This is a genomic window from Pantoea sp. PNT03 (genome assembly GCF_014852515.1).
In the GTDB taxonomy this organism is placed as follows: domain Bacteria; phylum Pseudomonadota; class Gammaproteobacteria; order Enterobacterales; family Enterobacteriaceae; genus Pantoea; species Pantoea leporis.
The window spans coordinates 1,112,481-1,136,957 of record NZ_JACVBT010000001.1 but is presented as its reverse complement, the minus strand read 5'-3'; the positions used below and the strand labels follow the sequence as shown (position 1 = coordinate 1,136,957).

The window sequence follows — 24,477 nt, the reverse complement described above, 5'->3', positions numbered from 1 at the left end:
TAATCGAGCCGGCTCGCATTAAAGCGACGGATTTAAGGAGAAATAATGAGAACAGTGAAGAGTTATCCGGAAGCCTGGCCGTTACATTCGCCGTTTGTTATTTCGCGCGGCAGCCGCACCGAGGCGCATGTTGTGGTAGTGGAAATCGAGCAGGATGGCGTTAAAGGCGTTGGCGAAGCGACGCCTTACGCGCGCTACGGTGAAAGTGAGGAGTCGGTGCTCAAGCAGATCGCCTCGCAGCTAAGCGCGTTGCAAAGCGGCATGACGCGAGAAGCGCTGCAACAGGCGTTACCGGCGGGCGCGGCACGCAACGCGATTGACTGCGCACTGTGGGATCTGGCACGACAGCAGCAAGGCGAAAGTCTGGTGCAATTGTGCGCGGTGCAACTGGCTGACGAGATTGTCACCGCACATACCATCAGCATCGATACGCCAGATGCGATGGCCAGCAGCGCGCAGGCGCTGTGGCAACATGGCGCGCGTTTATTGAAGATTAAAATGGACGATCACCTGATCAGCGAACGTTTGGTGGCGATACGCAGCGCGGTACCTGACGCGACTTTGATTGTCGATGCCAACGAATCCTGGCATGCCGAAGGCCTGGCGGCACGCTGTCAGCTGCTGGCCGACCTCAATGTCGCGATGCTGGAACAGCCGCTACCGGCCGCAGAAGACAGCGCGCTGGGCAACTTTATCCATCCGCTGCCAATCTGCGCCGATGAAAGCTGCCACACGCGTGAAAGCCTGCCGCAGCTGAAAGGGCGCTATGAGATGGTGAATATCAAGCTGGATAAAACCGGCGGATTAACGGAAGCGCTGGCGCTGGCAGAGGCGGCGCAGCAGCAGGGGTTCGCGATTATGCTCGGCTGCATGCTCTGCACCTCGCGGGCGATTCGTGCGGCATTACCGCTTACGGCGCGCGCGACCTTCGCGGATCTCGACGGTCCAACCTGGCTTGCGGCCGATGTTGAACCGTCGCTGCATTTCTCTCACGGCGTACTCAAGCCGCTGGCTGCCAGCGCAGCAGATTGATCATCGCTTCCAGATAGACTTCGGTGGCTTCGTCCACCGAAATCGGTGGCATCTCGGCGGTAATGCATAACAGACCGAGATCGTCGCACCAGCTGCCAAACGAACCCGGCGTAGCATAACCCACGCTGCTCACCACCGGCAGCGCGGTCTGCTGAGCCAGCCACTGCGCTAAATCGCTGTGGTGCGGATCATCAATACAGGCCAGCGGTTCATGCCACGAAACCACCCAACGCGGTTTGATCTGATGAATCAGCTGGCACAGCGCGCGGGTTTCTGGTTCGGAAGAGGGCGCAGATCCGGTTGAGAGCACCACATCGCGCTCATCCGCTTCGCTGTTCCAGCGATACACCGTGTTGCCATGCTGCCAGTTAGCGGCGGGGAAATTACGGTTAAGATCGACGCCGTTGGCGTTGGCGCGCAGCCCCAACTGACAACCATCGGGATTGACCGCCAGAACAACGTGATGACGCCGCAGCGCCTCCGGCAAGGTGCGCATCGCGCCCGACAAGGTGGCAATCGCGGCATTCTCGTCGCCGTGCGTGCCAGCAATAATCAGCCCGCTTTCGGCATCGGCGGCGGGTGCCGGAAACCACAGCAGCGGTGCACCCAGCACCGATTGCCCGTATTGTTGCCAGACAGCGTCCAGCTTGCCGCGCAGCGGACGTGGATGGTATGACGACATGACGTTCCTCTATGAAATGCTTCCAACACCGCCAAAAGCCTTCTGGCGCTCAAGGTAAAAATGTGACCGGGAATCCAGCCTCAACATAACGGTAAATAGCCTGCGGGGAAATAGCTATATATCAATCAGCAATTTGCGATAAAGTGCCAAAAGTTGCTGGCGACACAATCTCTTCGCGGTCGCCATTTTTTTCGCGTAAAGGAGTGGTGATGAAACTAACGTTCCGCAAAACGCTGACTGCCTTAATTGTAGCCAGTGCAGTCTCACCCGCATTCGCCGCCAACGTGCCGTCGGGCGCACAGCTGGCCAGCACCCAGGAAATTGTTCGCCATATTAAAGATGAACCCGCTTCACTCGATCCGATGAAGGCGGTTGGCTTGCCAGAAATTCAGGTGATGCGCGATCTGTTTGAAGGGCTGACCAATCAGGACGCCCACGGAAAAATCGTGCCGGGCGTGGCGCTAAGCTGGAGCAGCAACGACAACAAAACCTGGATGTTTACCCTGCGCAAAGATGCGCGCTGGTCAAATGGTGAGCCGGTTACCGCGCAGGATTTTGTCTACAGCTGGCAACGTTTAGTTGAGCCGAAGAACAGTTCGCCGTTTGCCTGGTTCGCCGCCTTAAGCGGCATTGAAAACGCCGAAGCAATCACCAAAGGACAGATGAGCGCCGATAAGCTGGGCGTGACGGCAACCGATGCGACTCACCTTAAGGTGACATTGTCACGTCCTGTGCCGTGGTTCCCGAGCATGGTCGCCAACGCCGCGATGTATCCGGTATCGAAGCAAGTGATTGAAAAAGAGGGTGATAGCTGGACGTCACCGGGCAAGCTAGTGGGCAATGGCGCTTATCAGCTGCAGGATCGCGTGGTGAACGAAAAAATTGTATTGGTGCGCAACGCTAATTATTGGGATGACCAAAAATCGGTGCTGACGAAAGTCACGTTTATTCCGATTAATGAAGAATCCAGTGCTACCAAACGCTATCGTGCCAACGATATCGATATCACCGAATCCTTCCCGAAAAACATGTACGCGCTGCTGAAAAAAGAGTTGCCTGGTCAGGTGTATACGCCGGATCAGCTTGGCACCTATTACTACGCGTTCAATACTGAGAAAGGGCCAACCGCTGATGTACGCGTGCGCAAGGCGCTGTCGTGGAGCATCGATCGTCGCATCATTGCGGAGAAAGTATTGGGCACCGGCGAGAAACCGGCCTGGCACTTCACGCCGGACGTTACCGCCGATTTCACCCCGATGAAGAGCTACCTGCAGCAACACAGCCAGCAGGAGCTCAATGCGCAGGCTAAAGCATTGCTGACGGCGGCAGGTTATGGGCCGGGCAAACCGCTGCATTTGACGCTGCTCTACAACACGTCGGAAAGTCATCAGAAAATCGCTATCGCGGTGGCTTCGATGTGGAAGAAGAATCTTGGCGTGGATGTCACCTTGCAAAATCAGGAGTGGAAAACCTATATCGACAGCCGTAACAGCGGCAGTTTCGATGTGATCCGCGCCTCGTGGATCGGCGATTATAACGAGCCTTCAACCTTCCTCAGCCTTCTGACCTCGACGCACACCGGCAATATCGCGCGCTTCCGCAGTGCCGAATACGATGCGGTGATCACCAAAGCCAGCACCGAAACCAGCGTTGCGGCGCGTAACACCGATTACAACAAAGCCGAGCAGATCATCGCCGATCAGTCACCGATCGCGCCGATCTACCAATATACCAACGGTCGCTTAATCAAGCCGTGGGTGAAAGGTTATCCGATCACCAATCCTGAAGACGTGGCGTACAGCCGCGAGCTGTGGATTGAGAAGCATTAACCCCGCACATCCGCAGGCGGTGATTGTCACCGCCTGTCATCTTTGCTCACAGCCTGAGGATTGCAACTGGTCTGCGCCACGCTAGACTGTATCGTATTGATTTTGATAGTGAGGCGAGTTCGTGAACGTCATTGAAGGAAAAGCGTTACAAGTATCCGATGCCATTGTGTCCTGTCAGCTGGATGGCGCAGGCGGCATGATCCCCATCGAAGATAAAGACGTCATCAACTGCGAACGTCCCTGCTGGTTGCACCTCAATTACACCCAACGGCAAAGTGCGGAATGGCTGCAAAACACGCCGCTGATCCCCGATTCGGTGCGTGATGCGCTGGCGGGCGACAGCATGCGGCCGCGCGTGACACGCCTCGGCGACGGCTTCATGATTGTGCTGCGCAGCGTGAACCATAACGCCGATTCACGTCCCGATCAGCTGGTGGCGATGCGCGTGTTTATCAACGATAAGCTGATTGTCTCGACGCGCCGTCGCAAAGTGTACGCCATTGATGCCGTGCTGACCGATCTACAACAGGGTAACGGTCCGGTTGATGGCGGCAGCTGGCTGGTGGATGTGTGCGATGCGTTAACCGATCACGCCAGCGAATTTATCGAAGAGATGCACGATAAAATTATCGAGCTGGAAGATGCGCTAATGAATCAGGAAGTACCAGCGCGCGGCGATTTGGCGCTGCTGCGTAAGCAGCTGATTGTGATGCGTCGTTATATGGCACCGCAGCGCGATGTCTATGCGCGGCTGGCTATCGAGAAGATGGCGTGGATGAACGACGACGATCGTCGCCGTATGCAAGAAGTTGCCGATCGCTTAGGTCGCGGATTGGACGATCTTAATGCGGGCGTGGCGCGTACTTCGATTCTGGCGGATGAAGTGGCGTCAATCCTTGCGGAATCGATGAACCGCCGCACTTATACCATGTCGTTGATGGCGATGATTTTTTTACCGGCCACGTTCCTTACCGGCTTATTCGGCGTCAACCTCGGCGGCATTCCGGGCGGCAATTGGGCGCTGGGCTTTACCGCTTTCTGCGTGCTGCTATTGGTGATGGTTGGCGGCGTGGCGATATGGTTGAAACGGCGGAAATGGTTGTAAGGCATAAAAGCGGATTAAACCTGATCGATATCAATATCCCGCCAGCGCAATCGGGGCAAACTCTTTCCCGCAGGTGAATGCAACGTCAAGCGATGGGCGTTGCGCTCCATATTGTCTTACTTCCTTTTTTGAATTACTGCATAGCACATTTGATTCGTACGACGCCGGCTTATCCGCCGGCTTTTTTTTTGCCTGCCTGGCTTGCTCGGCCAACCTTTCCTATGCTTAAAGAACATTCAGCGACAAGGAGAAGGGCATGCAAGAGATCATTGCCAGCGAACCGATTCCTACCGATCCACCACCGATTCCCGAACCGATTCCACAACCGCAGCCGATACCACCCGCACAGCCACCGCACGATCCCGAATTCCCACCGATCCAGGATCCACCGCCGCACCGTTAATAAAAAAGGCGCGTAGCCGAAGCGACGCGCCTTTTTCACAGCAAAACCGATTACTTAATTTCCAGCACATCAAGACGTACGCTGAGATTCGGCGCATCATCCTCTTCTGGCTGCCAACCCGCAGGCTGCACCGGCAAGCTTTCGCGATCAAACGCCAAATCACCGCCATCCACCACGGCATCACCGTGTTTGATGCCCTTGAAATCGAACAGATTAATGTCGGCCATATGTGATGGCACCACATTCTGCATCGCGGTAAACATGGTTTCGATACGGCCCGGATAACGTTTATCCCAGTCACGCAGCATGTCGGCAACCACCTGACGTTGCAGATTCGGCTGCGAACCACACAGGTTGCACGGAATGATCGGGAACTGGCGCGCTTCCGCAAAACGAATGATGTCTTTCTCGCGGCAGTATGCCAGCGGACGAATCACGATATGTTTACCGTCATCGCTCATCAGTTTTGGTGGCATGCCTTTCATCTTGCCGCCGTAGAACATGTTGAGGAACATGGTCTGCAGAATATCGTCGCGATGATGACCTAAGGCGATTTTGCTACAACCCAACTCGGTGGCGGTGCGATACAGAATACCGCGGCGCAGACGCGAACAGAGCGAGCAGGTAGTTTTGCCTTCAGGAATCTTATCTTTAACGATGGAATAAGTGTCTTCGTTAACGATGTGATACTCAACGCCTTGTTGTTCCAGATAGGCCGGCAGAATATGCTCCGGGAAACCGGGCTGTTTCTGGTCGAGATTCACCGCCACCAGCGAGAAGTTCACCGGCGCGCTCTGCTGCAAATTACGCAGGATCTCCAGCATGGTGTAGCTGTCTTTACCACCAGACAGACAAACCATGATGCGATCGCCTTCTTCAATCATGTTGAAGTCAGCAATGGCTTCGCCAACGTTGCGACGCAAACGCTTCTGCAGTTTGTTGAGGTTGTACTGCTCTTTTTTTGTTACTTCTTGATTTTCTGACATTATTTTCACGCTTGAGAGTGAAGGCGAGGGCCGTTAGCGGCTGAAGCAATCTTCAACGGCAATAAACCCTATAAACATGACTGCGTATGGTACGGATTGCGGGCGCGAATGCTAGCCTGAAGTGATCTCTTTTCTGATGATAACTCAATGCGCTTGAGACAAAGGCGCGCACTTTGTCAGAACAATCTGGCTATTTATTGATCTGGGCAAATATTTACCTCATCTGGGCCTGACAGGATGGCCGAAGTGCTTTTTTTACTTTCTTTAGGTGAGGAGCGGCAAATGCAAACGTACGATATGGTTTTTGAAGAGGCGTGTCGGCTGGTGGGGCAATGTTATCTGGAGCTGGCACAGCGAGGCGCAGCAACCGAAAAAGAGGTGCTAGCCAGCGAGTTGCGCAATCTACAGTTGCGCTATCGTGAACTCACCGGTTCACCGAATCGGGCGGTAGAGATGGCCATCGTTCAGCTCAAGCCGTGTTAATCCATCAACATTAACCCAGCAAAGCAACGCCCGGCCATCGCGCCGGGCTTTTTCATCTACTCGCTTTTCTCGGTTTTCCCGGCTAACTCGGCCAGCCGCTGATAACGCTGACTGGCGGCTTCCGTTGCATCACGCCACAGCTGCGACGCTTCTTCTGGCCGCTGAGTTTGCAATTGGCGGAAACGCTGCTCGTTCATTAATGCTTGTTCGAGTTCCGAGGTCGGCGGACGCGAATCCAGCGCCAGCGCGGCTTTACCTTGCTCGGCGCGTCGAGGATCAAAACGATAAAGCGGCCAGAAACCGCTGGTGGTCAGCAGGCGCATCTGTTCGTGGCTATAAGCCAGATCGTAGCCATGCTCTTCACACGGGCTGTAAGCGATGATCAGCGAGGGTCCCGGCCAGGCTTCCGCTTCCTGAATCGCTTTCACGGTTTGATTGAGCTGCGCGCCCAGCGAAATCTGCGCCACATACACATGCCCATACAGCAGCGTCGACATGCCGAGATCCTTACGCGCCTTGCGTTTCCCCTGTTCGCCAAACTTGGTCACCGCGCCGAGCGGCGTCGCTTTTGATGCCTGGCCGCCTGTATTGGAGTAGCACTGCGTATCCAGCACCAGCACGTTGACGTTTTCGCTCAGGCTCATCACGTGATCGAGGCCGCCGTAGCCAATGTCGTACGCCCAACCATCACCACCAATTAGCCAGACTGATTTCGCCACCAGCGCATCCGCTGCTTCGTTTAACGCTTTGGCTTCAGGCTGCGGTGAAGCCCCGAGAAGGGCGCGCAGCTGTGTAATCTGCTCGCGTCGTTGCGAAATGGTGACGTTGTCACCTTTTAATGCGTCAACCAATGCCGCCGGTAGCTGCGCAGCGCATTGATCCAGTAATCTCAGCGCGCGCTGTTTCTGCTGGTCGACGCTCAAGCGGAAGCCCAGACCAAATTCGGCATTATCTTCAAACAGCGAATTCGCCCACGCCGGACCGCGACCTTCAGCATTGGTGGTGTAAGGCGTGGAAGGCAGATTACCGCCATAAATGGAGGAGCAGCCGGTGGCATTGGCAATCAGCAAGCGATCGCCATACAGCTGCGTCAGTAGTTTGATATAGGGCGTTTCCCCGCAGCCCGAGCAGGCACCGGAATATTCAAACAGCGGCGTAATCAGCTGCGAGGTGCGAATATCAATACGTTCCAGCTGCTCGGCGGTGATCTCCGGCAGCGCAAGGAAGGCAGCGTAATTGACCTTTTCCGTCTCAACATGCTCCAGGCGTGATTTCATGTTGATGGCTTTGATTTCCGGATGCTGGCGATCGCTGGCCGGGCACACTTCCACGCAAAGATTGCAGCCGGTGCAATCTTCCGGCGCTACCTGCAGCACGTATTTCTGTCCGCGCATATCGCGCGATTTCACATCGAGTGAAGCGAGCGAAGCTGGCGCATCGTCCAGCGCTGCAGGATCGACCACTTTGGCGCGAATGGCTGAGTGCGGGCAGGCGGCGACGCAATGGTTGCACTGCGTACAGAGATCGGGCTGCCAGATCGGCACGGCTTCGGCGATATTGCGCTTTTCCCATTGCGTGGTGCCAACTGGCCAGGTTCCATCAGGCGGCAGTGCCGAAACCGGCAGTTTATCGCCAAGGCCGGCCAGCATCGCTGCGGTGACGGTTTTGACGAAATCGGGTGCGCTATCGGACACCACCGGCGGGCGATGCGGACTGCGATCGTCTACCGGCTGCAGCGGCACCCTCTGCAGCGCTTGTTGTGCCATCGCTAGCGCTTGCCAGTTGCGCTGCACCAGCTCTTCGCCTTTGCTGCTGTAGCTGCGCGCAATGGCGTTTTGCAGTTCAGTTAACGCGCTATCGCCCGGCAAAATCTGGGTCAGCTGGAAAAAGGCCATCTGCATCACGGTGTTGATGCGTGCGCCCAACTGGCATTCGCGCGCGATACGCGCAGCGTTGATCACATAAAATCGCGCCTGTTTATCGTTGAGCTGGCTCTGCACTTCCTGCGGCAGGCGCGACCACACTTCCTCAGCGCTGTAGGGCGTATTGAGCAGAAAAATCCCGCCCGGTTTAAGCTGATCGAGCATCGAATACTTATCGATAAACTGCAGCTGATGGCAGCCAATGAAGTCGGCTTGCTGAATCAAATAGGCGGATTGAATCGGATATTCACTGACGCGCAGATGGGAAACCGTCAGGCCGCCGGCTTTCTTCGAGTCGTAGACGAAATAGCCCTGCACCTGCCACGGCGTGGCGTTACCGATTATCTTCAGGTTGTTTTTACTGGCGCTGACGCTGCCGTCGCTGCCCAAACCATAAAACAGCGCTTCAAGCCGTGCACGATTCGGCACGATATTGGCTTCCAGCGGCAGCGAAAGATGGGTGACGTCGTCGTAAATGCCGACGGTAAAACGCGCTGGCGGTGTTTCGCGCAGCAAGGCACGAAACACCGCCAGCACCGCATCGGGTGCGAACTCTTTCGACGACAAACCATAGCGACCGCCGATTACCTTCGGCAGCGACGCACGCTCGCCACGGCTGTAAGCTTCAGCCAGCGCGGTCATCACATCCAGGAATAGCGGTTCGCCGAGCGCGCCGGGCTCTTTGGTGCGATCGAGCACCGCAATCCGCTGGGCGGAAGCGGGGATCTTTTGCAGCAAATACGCCGCCGAAAACGGGCGATAGAGGCGCACTTTCACCAGCCCGACTTTCTCGCCACGCTGCAGCATTTCATCAATCGCCTCTTCAGCCGTGCCGCAGCCGGAGCCCATCATCACCATTACGCGCTCGGCCTGCGGATGGCCGTAAAACTCAAACGGCTGATAATGGCGGCCGGTATTTATGCCAAACGCGGTCATTGCAGCCTCAACGTGCTGGGTGCAATCGTCATACCAGCGGTTGGTGGCTTCACGTGACTGAAAATAGGTATCAGGGTTGGCGGATGTGCCGCGAATCGTTGGTCGATCTGGCGTTAATGCACGAGCGCGATGGGCGTTAATTGCCTCGGCGGGCATCAGCGCCTGCAAGGTTTCATCGCTGATCGGCACGATCTTGTTGATCTCGTGCGAGGTGCGGAAGCCATCGAAGAAGTGGATAAACGGGATGCGGCTATTCAGTGAGGCGATTTGTGCAATCAGGGCAAAATCCTGCGCTTCCTGCACGCTGGAGGCGCAGAGCTGCGCGCAGCCGGTTTGTCGTACTGCCATGACATCGGAGTGATCGCCAAATATCGACAGCGCGTGCGTCGCCACGGTCCGCGCCGCGACGTGCAGCACAAACGGCGTCAGCTGGCCCGCCAGTTTGTAGAGCGTCGGGATCATCAACAGCAATCCCTGCGAAGAGGTAAACGTGGTTGAGAGTGCGCCAGTTTGCAGCGCGCCGTGCACCGTGGCAATCGCGCCGCCTTCAGATTGCATCTCGACCACGCGCGGCACATCGCCCCAGATATTACGGCGGCCTTCGCCGGACCAGCTATCCGCCAGCTCGGCCATGGTTGAGCTGGGCGTGATGGGATAAATGGCAATCACTTCGCTGGTGCGGAAGGCGACTGAAGCCACTGCACCGTTACCGTCGACGGTAATCATAAATCGTCCTTTGCTACGCTGAGAAACCCGCAAACTTTACGGGGGTTATCAGTTCAGTTTAGCAAAGGGCTTGGACGCGACTTTTTCATCTGTGTGCTAGCGAGATGGCAGCGCACCGCAATCTAACATTGATGATTTTTACATCATCTCTAACGATTGAACGCCTTTGATTTCCATCACTTTGTCATAGATATTATGCATTGGTGTACGTCGTGACAACGTCACCTCAACGCTCAGTTCGCACAGACCAACCTCTTCATCACGGTTCACTACGGCGATGTGACCGTAGCGCACATTTTCGCGTTGCAGCACCAGCAGCACCAGCGGCACGCTTTTCGGTTTGAGGTGCACCAGCAGCGTATGGTGACGGCCAATCAGCCAGTGACTGATGCGACGGAACGTCTCCAGCACCACCAGCGCCAGCACGGTGCCGTAGATACCGATTTCATACATGCCGCTACCGATCACCAGACCAATCGCCGCAGTGACCCATAAACCGGCGGCGGTAGTAAGACCTTTCACCACTTGCTTCTGAATAATGATGGTACCGGCGCCAAGGAAGCCCATGCCGCTCACCACCTGCGCCGCAATACGGCTGGGATCGAGCGCTACATGGTCGCTGACTAACATATCGGCAAAGCCATATTTCGATACCAGCATAAACATCGCGCTGCCGATACCGACCAGGATATGGGTGCGCAAACCGGCCTCTTTGGCGCGCAGCTGCCGTTCCAGGCCAATCAGTCCGCCGAGAATTCCCGCCAGCGCGATGCGGATAAGCATATCCGTCAACATCGTTCCCTCCTTAGTTGTTGATAAACAAATCATCCGCCGGGTGAAAAGGGCGGAAATAACTCAAACAGGATAATTCTGCTTGCAAACAATGAAATTAAATTTTGTAAAAAGCTGTGTCGCCTATCGATCCCTCAGCGCACCTGACATATGCTGGTGCGACTTTTTCGCTCAATCCCCGGAGCCCCATCGATGAAAGCTGCTCTCTTCCTGCTGGCTGGCGCCACCTTGTTACTTTCTGCCTGCAGCAGCAACAGTGACAACGAACCGCCGCAACAAGCTACTGCCGCCCACGTACAACCGCGCGTTGTGATGTCATCAATGGCTGAAGTGAATTGCAGTAATGCCGGGGGATCGCTGGCGTTTTCGCGTCAGTTAGACGGTTCACGCATCGGTATGTGCCAGTTGGCGAATGGTCGTCGCTGTGACGAACAGGCGCTAATGGGTGGAAGCTGCGCCCGCTAAGGCAGGCGCAGAAGGGTTAAGCGGTGACCTGATTCGGGCTGATTTCGCCGCGTTCCAGCTGTTGCAAGTTGCTGAGCGTGGTTTCTGAAATTGCCGTCAAGGCTTCGGCGGTCAGGAAAGCCTGATGGCCGGTGAACAGCACGTTGTGACAGGCCGACAGACGACGGAACACATCATCCTGAATCACGTCATTCGATTTGTCTTCAAAGAACAGATCGCGCTCGTTTTCATACACATCCATTCCCAGCGAACCAATCTTCTGCTGCTTAAGCGCATCAATTGCCGCTTGTGAATCAATCAAACCGCCACGGCTGGTGTTGATGATCATCACGCCATCTTTCATTTGGCTGAACGCCTGCGCGTTGAGCAGATGGTGGTTTTCCGGCGTAAGCGGACAGTGCAGCGTAATCACATCGGCTTCAGCGAACAGCGTTTTGAGATCGACATATTCCGCGCCCAGCTCCAGCGCCGCCTGGCTTGGATAGGGATCGAACGCTAACAGGCGCATGCCAAATCCCTTGAGAATACGCATCGCCGCGATACCAATCTTGCCGGTTCCGACCACGCCCGCGGTTTTGTTATGCATGTTGAAGCCGGTTAAGCCATCCAGCGAGAAGTTAGCGTCGCGCGTGCGTTGATAGGCGCGGTGAATGCGACGATTCAGCGTCATCATCAGGCCAACCGCATGTTCCGCCACCGCTTCTGGCGAATACGCCGGGACGCGCACCACGTTTAAGCCGAGCGCTTTCGCCGCCGCCAGATCGACGTTATTGAAACCGGCACAGCGCAGCGCAACGTGCTTCACGCCCAGCGCCGCCAACTCTTCCAGCACCGCTTTGCTGGCATCATCGTTGACGAAAATACACACCGCATCACAGCCCGCGGCGTTCTTTGCCGTCGCCGGTGTCAGCAGGAAGTCAAAAAACTGCAGCTCAAATCCGTAGCTGTCGTTGACGTGTTCAAGGTATTTTTGGTCGTAATGCTTGGTGCTGTAAACCGCAACTTTCATTGTTTCGCTCCTGAAAAATGCAACGTCGGTATCACAACAGGATAACGTTTTCCGCGTCATTTTGCTGTGCTTCAGCCAGACTATGTCGCTAACACCTTCATTTGCCGGACGTAACATGCCATCATTTGGCCTCGTCAGGATTGTGTAAAGAACAGGAACGTTAATTGCCATGACGCGTGGCCTTCGCCGAACACTTGCTGCGCTGCTGGCGCTGATACTGCTGCTATTGGGATTGCTGCTGACGCTCACGCAATGGTTGCCGCGTCTGGCCGGTATCTGGCTGCCCGAAAACACCCGAGTGGAACTCAACGGCACGCCGCGCTGGCAGCAGGGTGCGCTGCATTTCCCGTCGGTGCGCTATCTGGCGGGCGATTGTGAACTGGCAAACGTCAGCGATGCGGCGCTCGGCTGGCAGCAAAAGCGCTGGCAACTTAGCGCGGGTGAAGTCCAACTCAACAGCGACTGCCTGCAATCGCTGCCGCACAGCGAAGCGAGCGGTGCGCCGCGCAGCCTGGCCGACTGGCAGAAGATGTTGCCTGGCGCCGATGTCCACCTGCAAAAAATCACCATTCTGCCGTGGCAACAATATGCCGGACGTTTCGATCTCACCTTAAATAACGATGTGCAGCGGCTGCATTATCAGGGCGACAACCTGAGTGTGGATGCGCGGTTGCAAGGCCAACTGCTGCAGATTGCCCAGCTGCAGCTCAGTCATCCTTTACTGCCCAAACCGCTCAACCTGCATGGCGATGTCACCTTGCCAACCTTTGCCGATGGCTTGCCGGTAGCGGGCGAACTCAGCGCTGACCTCAATATTGTGCAGTGGCCGCAGCCGCTGGCCCTGACGCTTAACTGGCGGCAACAGCAAGGCACCCTGACGGTGACACAGCAGGATGACGATCAGCCGCTGCTGCAGCTGCCGTGGCAGGTCGATGAGCGGCAGATTCGTATTACGCAAGGTCAATGGCGCTGGCCGCAGGCCGATCAGCCGCTATCGGGTGGCGTGGCAGTAACGCTGGAAAACTGGCAGCAAGGACTGGAAAACACGCTGGTCAGCGGGCGATTTAATTTGCTGACGCAAGGGCGCGGCGGTAAAGGCAATCTGGTATTAAGCGTTGGCCCGGGCAAACTGAGCATGGTCGATAGCGCCTTGCCGTTCCAGTTGACCGGCGAGAGCAAATTCGCCGATCTGCAGCTGTTTGGTAGCATGCCGGGCTTACTGCACGGCGTGCTGACCGATCCGCAATTGACCCTGAAACAAGGCGCGCTGCTGCGTTTGCGCGGTCGCTTGCTCTCAACGCTGGAAGTGGATGAAGCGCGCTGGCCGCTGGCGGGCGTGACGGTGGCGTCGAGCGGAATTAATGGTCGCCTGCAGGCAATACTTAAGGCACACGATCCCAGCTTTGGTCGTTTCAGATTGCATCTCGATGGCCGCGCCAGCGATTTCTGGCCCGACAGCGGCGTGTGGAACTGGCGTTATTGGGGGGACGGCCTGATCGAGCCGCTCACCGCCAAATGGGACGTGAAGGGCACCGGCAGCTGGCAGGACACTTTGATCAGCCTCGACACGCTGAATACCGGTTTCGATCAGCTGGCGTACGGCATGGTGCAAGTGGCTAAACCGCGCCTGACGCTCAATGCGCCGGTGCGCTGGCAGCGCGATCCCTCGCATCCGGCGTTTAACGGTGGCTTCACGCTCAAATCCGGTCAAACCCAGTTCAGCTACGGCGGCTGGCTGCCGCCATCAGAACTTAATTTTGAAGCCAAAGGCAGCGATCCCAGCCAGTTTATCTGGCGCGGTCAGCTGACGGCGGAGGATATTGGCCCGGTACGCGTGCATGGCCGCTGGGACGGCGAACGTCTGCGCGGCGAAGCCTGGTGGCCGGCGCAATCTTTGACGGTGTTCCAGCCGCTGCTCAGCAGCGATTTAAAAATGCGTATCCAGTCGGGTGAACTGCGCGCGCAGGTGGCATTCTCGGCGGCTAGCGAGCAGGGCTTTGAAGCGGGCGGTCACTGGACGGTGAAAAACGGCAGCCTGTGGATGCCGGACAGTGAAATCAACGGCATCGATTTCTCGCTGCCGTTCCGGCTGAAGGATCATCAATGGCAGCTTGGACGGCGCGGCCCGGTTTCACTGCGTATCGCCGAAGTAAAAAATCAGTTCTCACTGCAAAACATCACCGCTGATTTGCAAGGTCACTATCCATGGCAGGAGCGCCAGCCGCTAACGCTCAGCAACGTCAATCTCGATCTGTTAGGCGGACACGTCAGCATGCCCGAACTGCGCATGCCACAGCATCAAGCGGCGCGCGTCTCGCTGAAGGAGATCAATCTCAGCAAGCTGGTCAGCGCGATCAAACCCAAGCAGTTTGCCATGTCTGGCAAGGTCAATGGCGAATTGCCGCTGTGGGTGAATAATCCGCAATGGCTGGTTGAAAAGGGCTGGATCGCCAACAGCGGTCCGCTCACCTTCCGGCTGGATAAAGATATGGCGGACGCGATTGTCAGCAATAACTTTGCGGCCGGAGCGGCGCTGGATTGGCTGCGCTACATGGAAATCTCGCGTTCATGGGCCACTATCGATCTGGATAACTTCGGCAATCTAATCATGCAATCGGAAGTGAAAGGCGTTAGCCAGTTCAGTAACCGCCGACAGACCGTTAATCTGAACTACCGGCATCAGGAAAATTTGTTCCAGCTGTGGCGCAGCCTGCGCTTTGGCGATAATTTGCAATCCTGGGTGGAGCAAAATGCCACCTTACCCTCGAAGAAGGATCCCCAACCATGAGCCTCAGGGCATTACTGGTGCTGGCAGCTTGGCTGCCGCTGATTGGCTGCGTGCCGCGCATTGAAGTTGCGGCGCCGAAAGAGCCCATCACCATCAATATGAACGTCAAAATTGAGCATGAGATTCACATCAAGGTGGATAAAGATGTGGAAGCGCTGCTGAAGAATCAGAGCGGACTGTTTTGAGGAGAAGCATGATGAAACGCAAGGGGATCGCGCTGCTTGCGGCGCTGCTGTTGATGCCGTCTGCCTGGGCGCTCACGCTGGATGAGGCGCGTCAACAGGGGCGCGTGGGCGAAACGCTCAGCGGCTATGTGGCGGCGCGTCAGCAGGACGAAGAAACGCTGGCGCTGGTCAAGCGCATCAACGATGGCCGCCTGCAGCAATATCAGCGCGTGGCGCAGCAAAATAACCTGACTGCCAGCGAAGTGGCGCGCATCGCCGGCGAAAAGCTGGTGAACCGCGCAGGTAGCGGCGAGTATGTGCGCGGCATCAATGGGCAGTGGCTGCGTAAGTAAGGTTTATCCGCAGATAATCTTTTTGGGAGCTTAAAATGCCAATGCCTCAAACGACAACGGATGCACAGAAGCGCGCCTTAATCGCCGGTTCAGTGGGCAATTTCATTGAATGGTACGAGTTTGCGGTTTATGGCTTTCTCGCGACGGTGATCGCGCAGAACTTCTTTCGCCTGCAAGGCGAAGCCGAGCTGACCGGCATTATTTTGACCTACGCTTCCTTCGCCATCGCCTTTTTCTTCCGTCCGTTGGGCGCAATATTTTTTGGCCGCATGGGCGATCGTATTGGGCGCAAGCCGACGCTGATTTTTGTCTTGATCATGATGACGCTGGTAACGACCGCGATCGGCATTATTCCCACCTATGCCAGCATTGGCGTGGCGGCGCCGCTGATCATTACCGGTCTGCGTATTCTGCAGGGCTTGTTTGCTGGGGGGGAATACGGCGGTGCGGTGTCACTGATGACAGAGTTTGCCCCCAAAGGGCAGCGAGGACGTTACGGTGCCTGGCAATCATTCACCGTGGCGTTGGGCCTGCTGGCGGGCGCTGGCATTGTCGCGTTGCTGTCGGCGGTGTTGAGTGTGGATCAGATGCACAGTTGGGGCTGGCGCATTCCCTTCTTCCTCGCCTTGCCGATGGGGATGGTGGCGCTGTGGCTGCGCTACAGCATGGAAGAAACGCCCAGCTTCGTGCGTCAGCAGCAAACGCAAAAAGCGCATCAGCCAATGGCGGTCAGCGCCAGTTTTGGCGCGACGCTCAGGATTATCTTGCTGGCAATCAGCCGCGTGATGGTGTGGTCAGCGGCGGGCTATACCTATCTGGTGATCATGCCAACCTATCTGCAATCTTCGCTGCACACCGGCTTTAACCAGGCGCTATTGATTGCGGTGATCTCCAATCTTGGCTTTGCCGCCACCATCATTCCAGCGGGCATGCTTAGCGATAAAATCGGACGCCGCAGCGTGATGGTTATCGCGGCATGTTTGTTGCTAGTGCTGGCATTACCGTTATTGAAAGTGTTGCAGGCCGAGTCCTCAACGCTGTTGATCAAGGCGCTGGTGGTGTTTGTGGCGGGTGGAATTGTGGGATTGCTGGCAGGACCGGGCCCGGCAATGTTAGCTGAAATGTTCCCCACGCGCGTCCGCTATACCGGGCTGGGGCTGGCCTATTCACTCTCTAACGCGGTTTTCTCGGGGTGTGCCGGACTGATTATCACCTCCCTGATTAAGCAAACGGGGAATCTGGATATCCCCGCCTGGTACATCATGGTCACGGCTGCAATCAGTATTCCGGCGCTGATGACGCTAAACAAAAAAGACCATCTGCGTTCGCTGGATGAAGCAGATGGTTGAAGACGCTAGCGTGTTGCCAGTTGCTTAACTGCTTCATGCACCGGCACTTCACCGCCGGTTAACTCAATGATCACCCGGCTGACCGCCGGTTGATCGATGATTTCAGCCAGCGTCGCCGCCACGTCATCGCGAGGAATATCGCCATACGGGATGGCCAAACCAGCACGCACCCGGCCTTGGCCTTGCTCATCCGTTAGCGTGCCGGGGCGTAAAATCACCCAATCCAGATCGCTTTGCGCCAGCTCGACATCTGCTGCTTTCTTCACGCGCATGTAGTTTTCGAAGCTGGCGGAGAGGTTTTTGTTTCTGCCGGCTTCAGGGAAAGCCGAAACCAGCAGAAAGCGTGAGATGCCGGCCTGCTGCGCGGCAGCAACTGCGGTAGTTAATCCTTTGCCATCAATGGCGTTCGTCATCTCTTCACCGCCTTTGCCACCGGCACCGGCGGTGAAGACCACCACATCGCTGCCCTTCATCAGCGCGGCCAGCGATGTTGCGTCCAGCGCGGTTAAATCGCCGTTAACCGGCTCCGCACCCCGTTCACGCAAAGGCTGCTCCTGTTCCGCTTTGCGAAACAGCGGGCGCGCAACGTGCCCGTTTGCGGCCAGCAGTGATGCCAGACGACGGCCAATGTTGCCTGCGCCGCCAATGATAAATACCTTGGACATGAGTACCTCTTAAATTGCGTGGATAACAGCGAGTCAGTATAGCCAACGTCAATCTGCGGAGAAAAAGCAGCGCAGCTTTTGCCTTTCGCGTCCGTGCTGATCCATATTCTCCACCGCCAGCCATTGGGTTAAAGCCTGCTGAATCGGCGGCCATTCACCATCAATGATCGATAACCAATCGGTATCGCGATTGCGCTGTTTGCGCGTCATGGCCTGACGAAAACGACCTTCAAAGGTAAAGCCGATACGTTCAGCTGCGCGTCGGGACGCCAGATTTAGGGAATCACAACGCCAAGCCACGCGGCGATAACCGAGCGCGAAGGCCTGCTGCAACAGCAGATATAACGCTTCAGAGCCCAATACGTTGCGCTGCATCAGCGGCGACCAGGTCACATGGCCAATCTCAATCGCGCCGTTCTGCACGTCGATATTGGCGAAACAGACCGCGCCAACCGCTTGCTGATTAGCCTGATCGATCACCGCATAACTGACCAATCCACGGTCACCTATTTTGTTAGCAATCCAATCGTTCATCTCGACTAAGGATTGTGGCTGCGATGCGCCAAGCCAGGTCCAGTCGCGATCGTCGGGTGCCTGCAAAAAGGAGGTAAGCAGGGCAGGCGCGTGATTGAGTTGAAGCGGTGTGAGATGGCAAAAGCGGCCAGTGAGAATAGCAGCGGGCGGGAAGATTGCGGGTTGCCAGTCGGGTAGCGCAAAACCGATAGGCTGACCATATTGATTGTGTTGTGTCACTTCATCTCCTTTCGCTGTGCTGAAAAATAACAGCAAAAAAAATGCCCGCCAGTTAAACCTGACGGGCATTGATCATGCGAAAAAAATGATTACGCAGCAACAATTTGTTTGATGGCGTCTTTTGCATCGTTAGCCGCTTTGGTCGCCACTTCTGGACCATAAGCGATGCCTTCCGCGAACACGAACTCCACGTCAGTGATACCGATGAAGCCGAGGAACAGCTTCACGTATGGCGTCAGCAGATCGCTGGCCGTATCTTTATGGATGCCACCACGGCTGGAGAGGATCACCGCACGTTTGCCGGTCACCAGACCTTCCGGGCCTGCTTCGGTGTAACGGAAGGTCACGCCAGCGCGGGCAATCAGATCGAAGTAATTTTTCAACTGAGTTGGAATGTTGAAGTTGTACATGGGTGCGGCAATAACCACGGTGTCATGGGCTTGCAGTTCAGCAATCAGCTCATCGGAGAGAGACAGCGCTTCCTGCTGACGTGGTGACAGTGGGGCATCGGATGGGCGCAGCGCGCCAACCAGCTCACCATCCAGCACCGGAATCGGCTGCGCGGCTAAATCACGTACGGTAACCGAGTCACCTTTAGCGCGTGCTTCGTCAGCGTAGAAGTCAGCCAGTTGATTTGACTGAGAGTAACCAGCGAGGATGCTTGATTTCAGAACTAAAACTTTGCTCATGGTATTTTCCTGTGCGTTACGCGGTTGGCTTACCGCTCAATGCTTTACACTGTACGGAGTTAGCCCGCGGGGTAAAAGCGCAATATTTCGAGATCAATGTTCGAAATAATTGAATAACCTCGCACGTCCCGTTCAGGCAGGTGTTCCAAATTGTGCTATGATGCCGACCATTAATTGCTTGAATCCGCCGGGAAATCATCTGCCCGCTGCAACAACAGGTAACGCATCGCTATGTCATCATCCGACTCTTCACCTTTAGCCTCCCTCTGGCCGCGGCTCGATAATCTGACGCTGCGCGACAGTCAACGTCTGCGACGTCGACTGCTGGGCGCTGCAAAGGTGAAAAATCCTGCGGCGCAGCAGGGCATTGTGGCTGAACTGGAGCCGGAATTTGTCGCGGCGGAGCAGCGCCTGGCGCAGCGCACGGCGGCGACACCGCGCATCACTTTCCCTGACAACCTGCCGGTAAGTCAGAAGCAGCAGGATATTGCTGATGCGATCGGTCAGCATCAGGTGGTGATCGTCGCGGGTGAAACCGGATCGGGTAAAACCACGCAGCTGCCGAAAATCTGCCTGGCGCTGGGGCGCGGAGTTAAAGGGCTGATTGGTCATACTCAGCCGCGTCGTCTGGCGGCGCGCACCGTGGCCAACCGCATTGCCGATGAGCTGGAAACCTCGCTCGGCGGCACCATCGGTTACAAGGTGCGCTTTAACGATCAGGTGAGCGAAACCACCCAGGTTAAGCTGATGACCGACGGTATCCTGCTGGCAGAAATCCAGCAGGATCGCCTGTTGCTGCAGTACGACACCATCATTATCGATGAAGCACACGAACGCAGTCTCAACATCGATTTCCTGCTCGGCTATCTGCGCGAACTGTTGCCGCGTCGTCCCGACTTAAAAGTCATTATCACGTCAGCGACCATCGATCCGCAGCGCTTCTCACGCCATTTCCACAATGCGCCGGTGATTGAAGTGTCCGGCCGGACGTATCCGGTCGAAGTGCGTTATCGCCCAATGGTGGAAGAGGCTGACGACACCGATCGCGATCAGCTGCAGGCGATTTTCGATGCGGTCGATGAGCTGGGCCAAGAGAGCCGCGGCGATATCCTGATCTTTATGAGCGGCGAGCGCGAAATCCGCGATACCGCCGATGCGCTGATGAAGCGCGATATTGCGCACACCGAGATTCTGCCGCTGTATGCGCGCCTGTCGAACGCCGAGCAAAACCGCGTGTTCCAGTCGCACAGTGGACGCCGCATCGTGCTGGCGACCAACGTGGCGGAAACCTCGCTGACCGTGCCTGGCATCAAATATGTTATCGATCCTGGCACCGCACGTATCAGCCGCTACAGTTTCCGCACTAAAGTGCAGCGCTTGCCGATTGAGCCGATTTCGCAGGCTTCCGCTAATCAGCGAAAAGGGCGCTGCGGCCGCGTTTCGGAAGGTATCTGTATTCGCCTCTATTCCGAGGATGATTTCCTCAGCCGCCCGGAATTTAACGATCCCGAAATTCTGCGTACTAACCTCGCCTCGGTGATTCTGCAGATGACCGCGCTGGGACTGGGCGATATTGCTGCCTTCCCGTTTGTCGAAGCGCCGGACAAGCGCAATATTCAGGATGGCGTGCGCCTGCTGGAAGAGCTGGGTGCCATCACGCTGAGTGAAGACGAAACCTACAAGCTGACGCCTTCGGGCCGCCAGCTCGCGCAGTTGCCAGTCGATCCGCGTATGGCGCGCATGGTGCTGGAAGCGCAAAAATTTGGCTGCGTACGCGAAGCGATGATCATCACCGCGGCGCTATCGATTCAGGACCCGCGCGAGCGTCCTTCGGATAAAAAGCAGGCATCTGACGAAAAACATCGTCGTTTTGAGGATAAAGAGTCTGATTTCCTCGCCTTCGTAAATCTGTGGAATTACCTGCAGGAGCAGCAAAAAGCGCTCTCCAGCAATCACTTCCGCCGCTTGTGTAAAACCGAGTTCCTTAACTATCTGCGCGTGCGTGAATGGCAGGATATCTACACGCAACTGCGTCAGGTGGTGCGGGAACAGGGGATGCCGGTCAACAGCGAACCCGCGCCGTATCGTGAAGTGCACTGCGCTTTGCTCACCGGCTTGCTGTCGCATATTGGTCAGAAAGATAACGACAAGCAGGAGTTTACCGGCGCTCGCAACGCGCGCTTCGCCATCTTCCCCGGTTCCGGGCTGTTTAAGAAGCCGCCGAAGTGGACGATGGTGGCAGAACTGGTGGAAACCAGCCGTTTATGGGGCCGCGTTGCCGCGCGTATCGATCCGGAATGGATCGAACCGCTGGCGCAGCATCTGATTAAACGCAGTTACAGCGAACCGCACTGGGAAAAAGCACAGGGCGCGGTGATGGCGACGGAAAAAGTGACGCTTTACGGCCTGGCAATTGTGCAGGCGCGTAAGGTTAACTACAGCCGCATCGATCCGCAACTGAGCCGCGAGCTGTTTATCCGTCATGCGCTGGTGGAGGGCGATTGGCAGACGCGTCACGCGTTCTTCCGCAATAACCTGAAACTGCGCAACGAAATTGAAGATCTGGAGCACAAATCGCGTCGACGCGACATTCTGGTCGATGATGAAACGCTGTTCGCTTTCTACGATCGCCGCATCGGCAGCGACGTGGTGTCTGCACGCCATTTCGATAGCTGGTGGAAGCAGGCCAGCAAAGAGAATCCGGATCTGCTGAGCTTTGATAAGCAAATGCTGATCAAAGACGGCGCGGACAAAGTCAGCCAGCTCGATTACCCCAACTTCTGGCATCAAGGCAACCTGAAGCTCAAACTGAGCTATCAGTTTGAACCGGGCGCGGATGCCGATGGCGTGACGGTGCACATTCCGCTGCCGCTGCTGAACCAAATTGAAGAGACCGGTTTTGAGTGGCAAATTCCGGGCGTGCGCCGCGAACTGGTTATCGCGCTGATCAAATCGCTGCCCAAGCCGGTGCGCCGCAATCTGGTACCCGCGCCCAACTACGCCGAAGCGTTTCTCGGTCGCGTTACGGCGATGGAACTGCCGTTGCTGGATGCGCTGGAACGCGAATTCCGCCGCATGACCGGCGTCACCATTGACCGGGAAGCCTGGCAGTGGGATCAGGTGCCCGATCACCTGAAAATGACTTTCCGGGTGGTTGACGAGCACAACCGTAAGCTGCAGGAAGGCAAAAATCTGCATCAGCTGCGGCTGCTGCTGAAAGGCAAAGTGCAGGAAACGCTGTCGAAAGTGGCGGATGATGGCCTGGAACAGAGCGGTTTGCACATCTGGAGCTTTGGCGATTTGCCGCAAAGCTACGAGCAGAAGCGCGGCAGCTATCAGGTCAAAGCCTGGCCGGCGCTGGTGGATGAAAAGGACAGCGTGGCGATTCGCCTGTTCGATAGCGAAGTGGAACAGCAGAAAATGATGTGGCGCGGTCAGCGTCGCCTGCTGCTGCTCAACATTCCGTCGCCAACCAAGTATCTGCACGAGAAGCTACCGAACAAAGCCAAACTCGGTTTGTACTTCAATCCCTACGGCAAAGTGCTGGAACTGATCGATGACTGCATCGCCTGCGGCGTTGATAAGCTGATGGCGGAGGCGGGCGGCCCGGCGTGGCAACAGGAAAACTTCGAACAGCTGCGCGACAAAGTGCGTGCTGATTTGAATGAAACCGTGGTCACCATCGCTAAACAGGTCGAACAGATCCTGACCTGCGTGTTCAATATTAACAAGTTCCTTAAAGGACGCGTGGATATGTCGCTGGCGCTGGCGTTAGGCGATATCAAAGCGCAAATGAATGGCCTGGTGTATCGCGGTTTCGTCACCGGCAATGGCTGGTCGCGTCTTGGTGATACGCTGCGCTATCTGCAAGGTATTGAGCGTCGTCTTGAGAAGCTGCCGGTCGATCCTCACAGCGATCGTGCGCGTATGCTGAAAGTGCAGGCGGTGGAGCAAGCCTGGCAGACGTGGCGGAATAAATTGCCGCCCCAGCGTCAGGATGATGCCGACGTGCAGGCGATTCGCTGGATGCTGGAAGAGCTGCGAATTAGCTATTTCGCCCAGCAGCTGGGCACGCCTTATCCAATTTCGGATAAGCGTATTCTGCAGGCGATGGAGCAGTTGAGTTAATTGTTAGATGGCGCGATAAATCGCGCCGCTACGAAACAGCGCGGTTTTAACATCGCAAAATTCGCGAAGAAAACGGCAAGACGGTGCAGAGGCCCCAGGGATGGGTCCACGGCGACTTTACGTAGCGGCCCCGCCTTTTTGCCTGAGAGGGCAGAATTACTGGGCTAACTCTTCCAGCTTATCTTTAAAGGACGGCACCGCAATCGCGCGGTTATCGGCACGGTAACGATCGGCCGGCGCGGGTGCTGAACTCTGTACCGCAATCAACTGCCACTCATCACCGTTCTTCAACAGCAGCGGCGAACCGCTGTCGCCCGGCAAGGTATCGCACTGATGCGACAACACTGCACGCTGCGCCCAACCGGTCACTAAACAATCGCTGTGCGAATAGAGCGTATCCAGATGATCGGCCGGATATCCGGCTTGCGTCACTTTACGTTGCGTGGTTTTCAACGCGGTGGTTAAATCGCCACGCGAACCCTCAAACAATGGAATCGGCACAATACCGGAGGGCGGATTATGCAAAATAACCAGCCCATAATCGTAGGGAGCGGCTCCCGGCGGCACGATCCAGCCTTCGCCGTCTGCCTGCAACCGGCGCGCTAAAGAGGGTTCAACGCGCGCATCAATATCATGAATCTCGTAGCGCCAACCTTTCGCGCTGGCCATAAAACGCAGCGCCACCGGCTTATCAAACTTGCCGGGCGGAGCCAATAAACAGTGTCCGGCGGTCAACGCCAGATGGGCAGAAATCAAGGTGGCAGTGCAGAGGTTACCGCTTTCGGTCTCTAACTGACCGATGGCATCCCAGGGCGCGGCGCTCACGTCGCTAATCGCCTGGCGATGATCTTTGCCAAAGAACAACGTTTTGATGTCTTCCGGGCTTGGCCCATCTTCATCATCGGCATGTGCTGTGTGGGTAAAACTGAAAAGACCAACGAGTAACAGGATAGCCAGGCGCATAGTTCTCTCAATGGCGAGAATAAGTAGAAGTTGTTGTCATCACGCTTGAGCGATAACTATAGTCGGTGAGCGGTGAAAAAGGGAGAAATATTGGAGTAATCAGCACGCTACAACGACTAGATAAAAAAGCTGGCTGCAACTATGCCACAGAGGATCATCACAATCAGAATAATTTCGAAGCGATAGCGACGCACCATTTTTCGCTACTCCAGTAAATAAACACCCGGCATAACCGGGTGTTTTCAATCATCAATA

General features: G+C 56.2%; 20 protein-coding genes. 11 read left to right on the top strand and 9 right to left on the bottom strand.

Annotation, left to right across the window (positions count from 1 at the left end; all coding sequences use genetic code 11):
• Nucleotides 1–45: 45 nt before the first annotated feature.
• Nucleotides 46–1,032 carry an L-Ala-D/L-Glu epimerase gene (ycjG, locus tag IB226_RS05315; RefSeq protein WP_192233972.1) on the top strand — a complete coding sequence of 329 codons (987 nt, stop codon included), beginning with the start codon at nucleotides 46–48 and terminating at the stop codon, nucleotides 1,030–1,032.
• Here the strand turns inward: ycjG and mpaA are convergent.
• Nucleotides 1,001–1,714, bottom strand: coding sequence for a murein tripeptide amidase MpaA (gene mpaA / locus IB226_RS05310; RefSeq protein WP_192233970.1), 714 nt, complete (start codon nucleotides 1,712–1,714; stop codon nucleotides 1,001–1,003). The genes ycjG and mpaA overlap by 32 nt on opposite strands.
• Nucleotides 1,715–1,923: 209 nt before the next feature.
• Here mpaA and IB226_RS05305 point away from each other — a divergent pair, with 209 nt between their 5' ends.
• The 3 genes from IB226_RS05305 (at nucleotide 1,924) to IB226_RS05295 (ending at nucleotide 5,051) form a co-directional block, all read left to right on the top strand.
• Nucleotides 1,924–3,543 carry an ABC transporter substrate-binding protein gene (locus IB226_RS05305; RefSeq protein WP_192233968.1) on the top strand — a complete coding sequence of 540 codons (1,620 nt, stop codon included), beginning with the start codon at nucleotides 1,924–1,926 and terminating at the stop codon, nucleotides 3,541–3,543.
• Between the two features lie 121 nt (nucleotides 3,544–3,664).
• The gene (zntB, locus tag IB226_RS05300; protein ID WP_137385861.1) at nucleotides 3,665–4,648 is read left to right on the top strand and encodes a zinc transporter ZntB; all 984 of its coding nucleotides are present in this window, start codon (nucleotides 3,665–3,667) and stop codon (nucleotides 4,646–4,648) included.
• A 256-nt stretch (nucleotides 4,649–4,904) separates the two neighbouring features.
• Nucleotides 4,905–5,051, top strand: coding sequence for a hypothetical protein (locus IB226_RS05295; RefSeq protein ID WP_167391210.1), 147 nt, complete (start codon nucleotides 4,905–4,907; stop codon nucleotides 5,049–5,051).
• A gap of 50 nt (nucleotides 5,052–5,101) precedes the next feature.
• Here IB226_RS05295 and ttcA read toward each other — a convergent pair whose 3' ends face one another.
• A complete protein-coding gene (gene ttcA, locus IB226_RS05290; protein WP_101764303.1) occupies nucleotides 5,102–6,037 on the bottom strand; it encodes a tRNA 2-thiocytidine(32) synthetase TtcA in 936 nt (311 codons plus the stop codon).
• A gap of 282 nt (nucleotides 6,038–6,319) precedes the next feature.
• Between ttcA and IB226_RS05285 the strand changes: the two genes are divergently transcribed.
• Nucleotides 6,320–6,520, top strand: coding sequence for a DUF2767 family protein (locus IB226_RS05285; protein ID WP_008106442.1), 201 nt, complete (start codon nucleotides 6,320–6,322; stop codon nucleotides 6,518–6,520).
• A gap of 56 nt (nucleotides 6,521–6,576) precedes the next feature.
• On the opposite strand, the gene nifJ is transcribed toward IB226_RS05285, so the two are convergent.
• The gene (nifJ, locus tag IB226_RS05280) at nucleotides 6,577–10,104 is read right to left on the bottom strand and encodes a pyruvate:ferredoxin (flavodoxin) oxidoreductase (RefSeq protein ID WP_192233966.1); all 3,528 of its coding nucleotides are present in this window, start codon (nucleotides 10,102–10,104) and stop codon (nucleotides 6,577–6,579) included.
• 138 nt (nucleotides 10,105–10,242) lie between these two features.
• Nucleotides 10,243–10,899 (bottom strand): MgtC/SapB family protein, encoded by a 657-nt coding sequence (locus IB226_RS05275; RefSeq protein ID WP_061718808.1) that lies wholly within the window; start codon nucleotides 10,897–10,899, stop codon nucleotides 10,243–10,245.
• A 189-nt stretch (nucleotides 10,900–11,088) separates the two neighbouring features.
• On the opposite strand from IB226_RS05275, the gene IB226_RS05270 reads away from it, so the two are divergent.
• Nucleotides 11,089–11,361 carry a DUF333 domain-containing protein gene (locus tag IB226_RS05270; protein ID WP_061718809.1) on the top strand — a complete coding sequence of 91 codons (273 nt, stop codon included), beginning with the start codon at nucleotides 11,089–11,091 and terminating at the stop codon, nucleotides 11,359–11,361.
• Nucleotides 11,362–11,377: 16 nt separating this feature from the next.
• Here the strand turns inward: IB226_RS05270 and IB226_RS05265 are convergent, their stop codons facing one another.
• Entirely contained in the window at nucleotides 11,378–12,370 is a 993-nt protein-coding gene (locus IB226_RS05265; RefSeq protein WP_192233964.1) for a 2-hydroxyacid dehydrogenase, read from the bottom strand.
• Between the two features lie 169 nt (nucleotides 12,371–12,539).
• Between IB226_RS05265 and IB226_RS05260 the strand changes: the two genes are divergently transcribed.
• From IB226_RS05260 to IB226_RS05245, 4 genes are read left to right on the top strand one after another with little or no spacing between them, the layout of a single operon-like run.
• Nucleotides 12,540–15,158 carry a YdbH family protein gene (locus tag IB226_RS05260; protein WP_192233962.1) on the top strand — a complete coding sequence of 873 codons (2,619 nt, stop codon included), beginning with the start codon at nucleotides 12,540–12,542 and terminating at the stop codon, nucleotides 15,156–15,158.
• The gene (locus IB226_RS05255) at nucleotides 15,155–15,343 is read left to right on the top strand and encodes a YnbE family lipoprotein (protein ID WP_008106429.1); all 189 of its coding nucleotides are present in this window, start codon (nucleotides 15,155–15,157) and stop codon (nucleotides 15,341–15,343) included. The genes IB226_RS05260 and IB226_RS05255 overlap by 4 nt, the downstream gene beginning before the upstream one ends.
• Nucleotides 15,344–15,354: 11 nt before the next feature.
• Complete coding sequence (locus IB226_RS05250; RefSeq protein ID WP_101764307.1) at nucleotides 15,355–15,675, top strand: YdbL family protein; 321 nt, start codon at nucleotides 15,355–15,357, stop codon at nucleotides 15,673–15,675.
• A 35-nt stretch (nucleotides 15,676–15,710) separates the two neighbouring features.
• A complete protein-coding gene (locus tag IB226_RS05245) occupies nucleotides 15,711–17,024 on the top strand; it encodes an MFS transporter (protein WP_137385856.1) in 1,314 nt (437 codons plus the stop codon).
• 5 nt (nucleotides 17,025–17,029) lie between these two features.
• Here IB226_RS05245 and IB226_RS05240 read toward each other — a convergent pair whose 3' ends face one another.
• The 3 genes from IB226_RS05240 to IB226_RS05230 form a co-directional block, all read right to left on the bottom strand.
• Nucleotides 17,030–17,689 (bottom strand): NAD(P)H-binding protein, encoded by a 660-nt coding sequence (locus IB226_RS05240; RefSeq protein WP_101764309.1) that lies wholly within the window; start codon nucleotides 17,687–17,689, stop codon nucleotides 17,030–17,032.
• A gap of 48 nt (nucleotides 17,690–17,737) precedes the next feature.
• Entirely contained in the window at nucleotides 17,738–18,442 is a 705-nt protein-coding gene (locus IB226_RS05235; protein ID WP_192233960.1) for a GNAT family N-acetyltransferase, read from the bottom strand.
• Nucleotides 18,443–18,531: 89 nt separating this feature from the next.
• Nucleotides 18,532–19,131: an FMN-dependent NADH-azoreductase gene (locus tag IB226_RS05230; RefSeq protein WP_110866220.1), complete on the bottom strand. Its 600-nt coding sequence runs from the start codon at nucleotides 19,129–19,131 to the stop codon at nucleotides 18,532–18,534.
• 231 nt (nucleotides 19,132–19,362) lie between these two features.
• On the opposite strand from IB226_RS05230, the gene hrpA reads away from it, so the two are divergent.
• Entirely contained in the window at nucleotides 19,363–23,259 is a 3,897-nt protein-coding gene (hrpA, locus tag IB226_RS05225) for an ATP-dependent RNA helicase HrpA (RefSeq protein WP_192233958.1), read from the top strand.
• A 156-nt stretch (nucleotides 23,260–23,415) separates the two neighbouring features.
• On the opposite strand, the gene IB226_RS05220 is transcribed toward hrpA, so the two are convergent.
• The gene (locus IB226_RS05220; protein ID WP_192233956.1) at nucleotides 23,416–24,222 is read right to left on the bottom strand and encodes a serine protease; all 807 of its coding nucleotides are present in this window, start codon (nucleotides 24,220–24,222) and stop codon (nucleotides 23,416–23,418) included.
• Nucleotides 24,223–24,477: the final 255 nt, after the last annotated feature.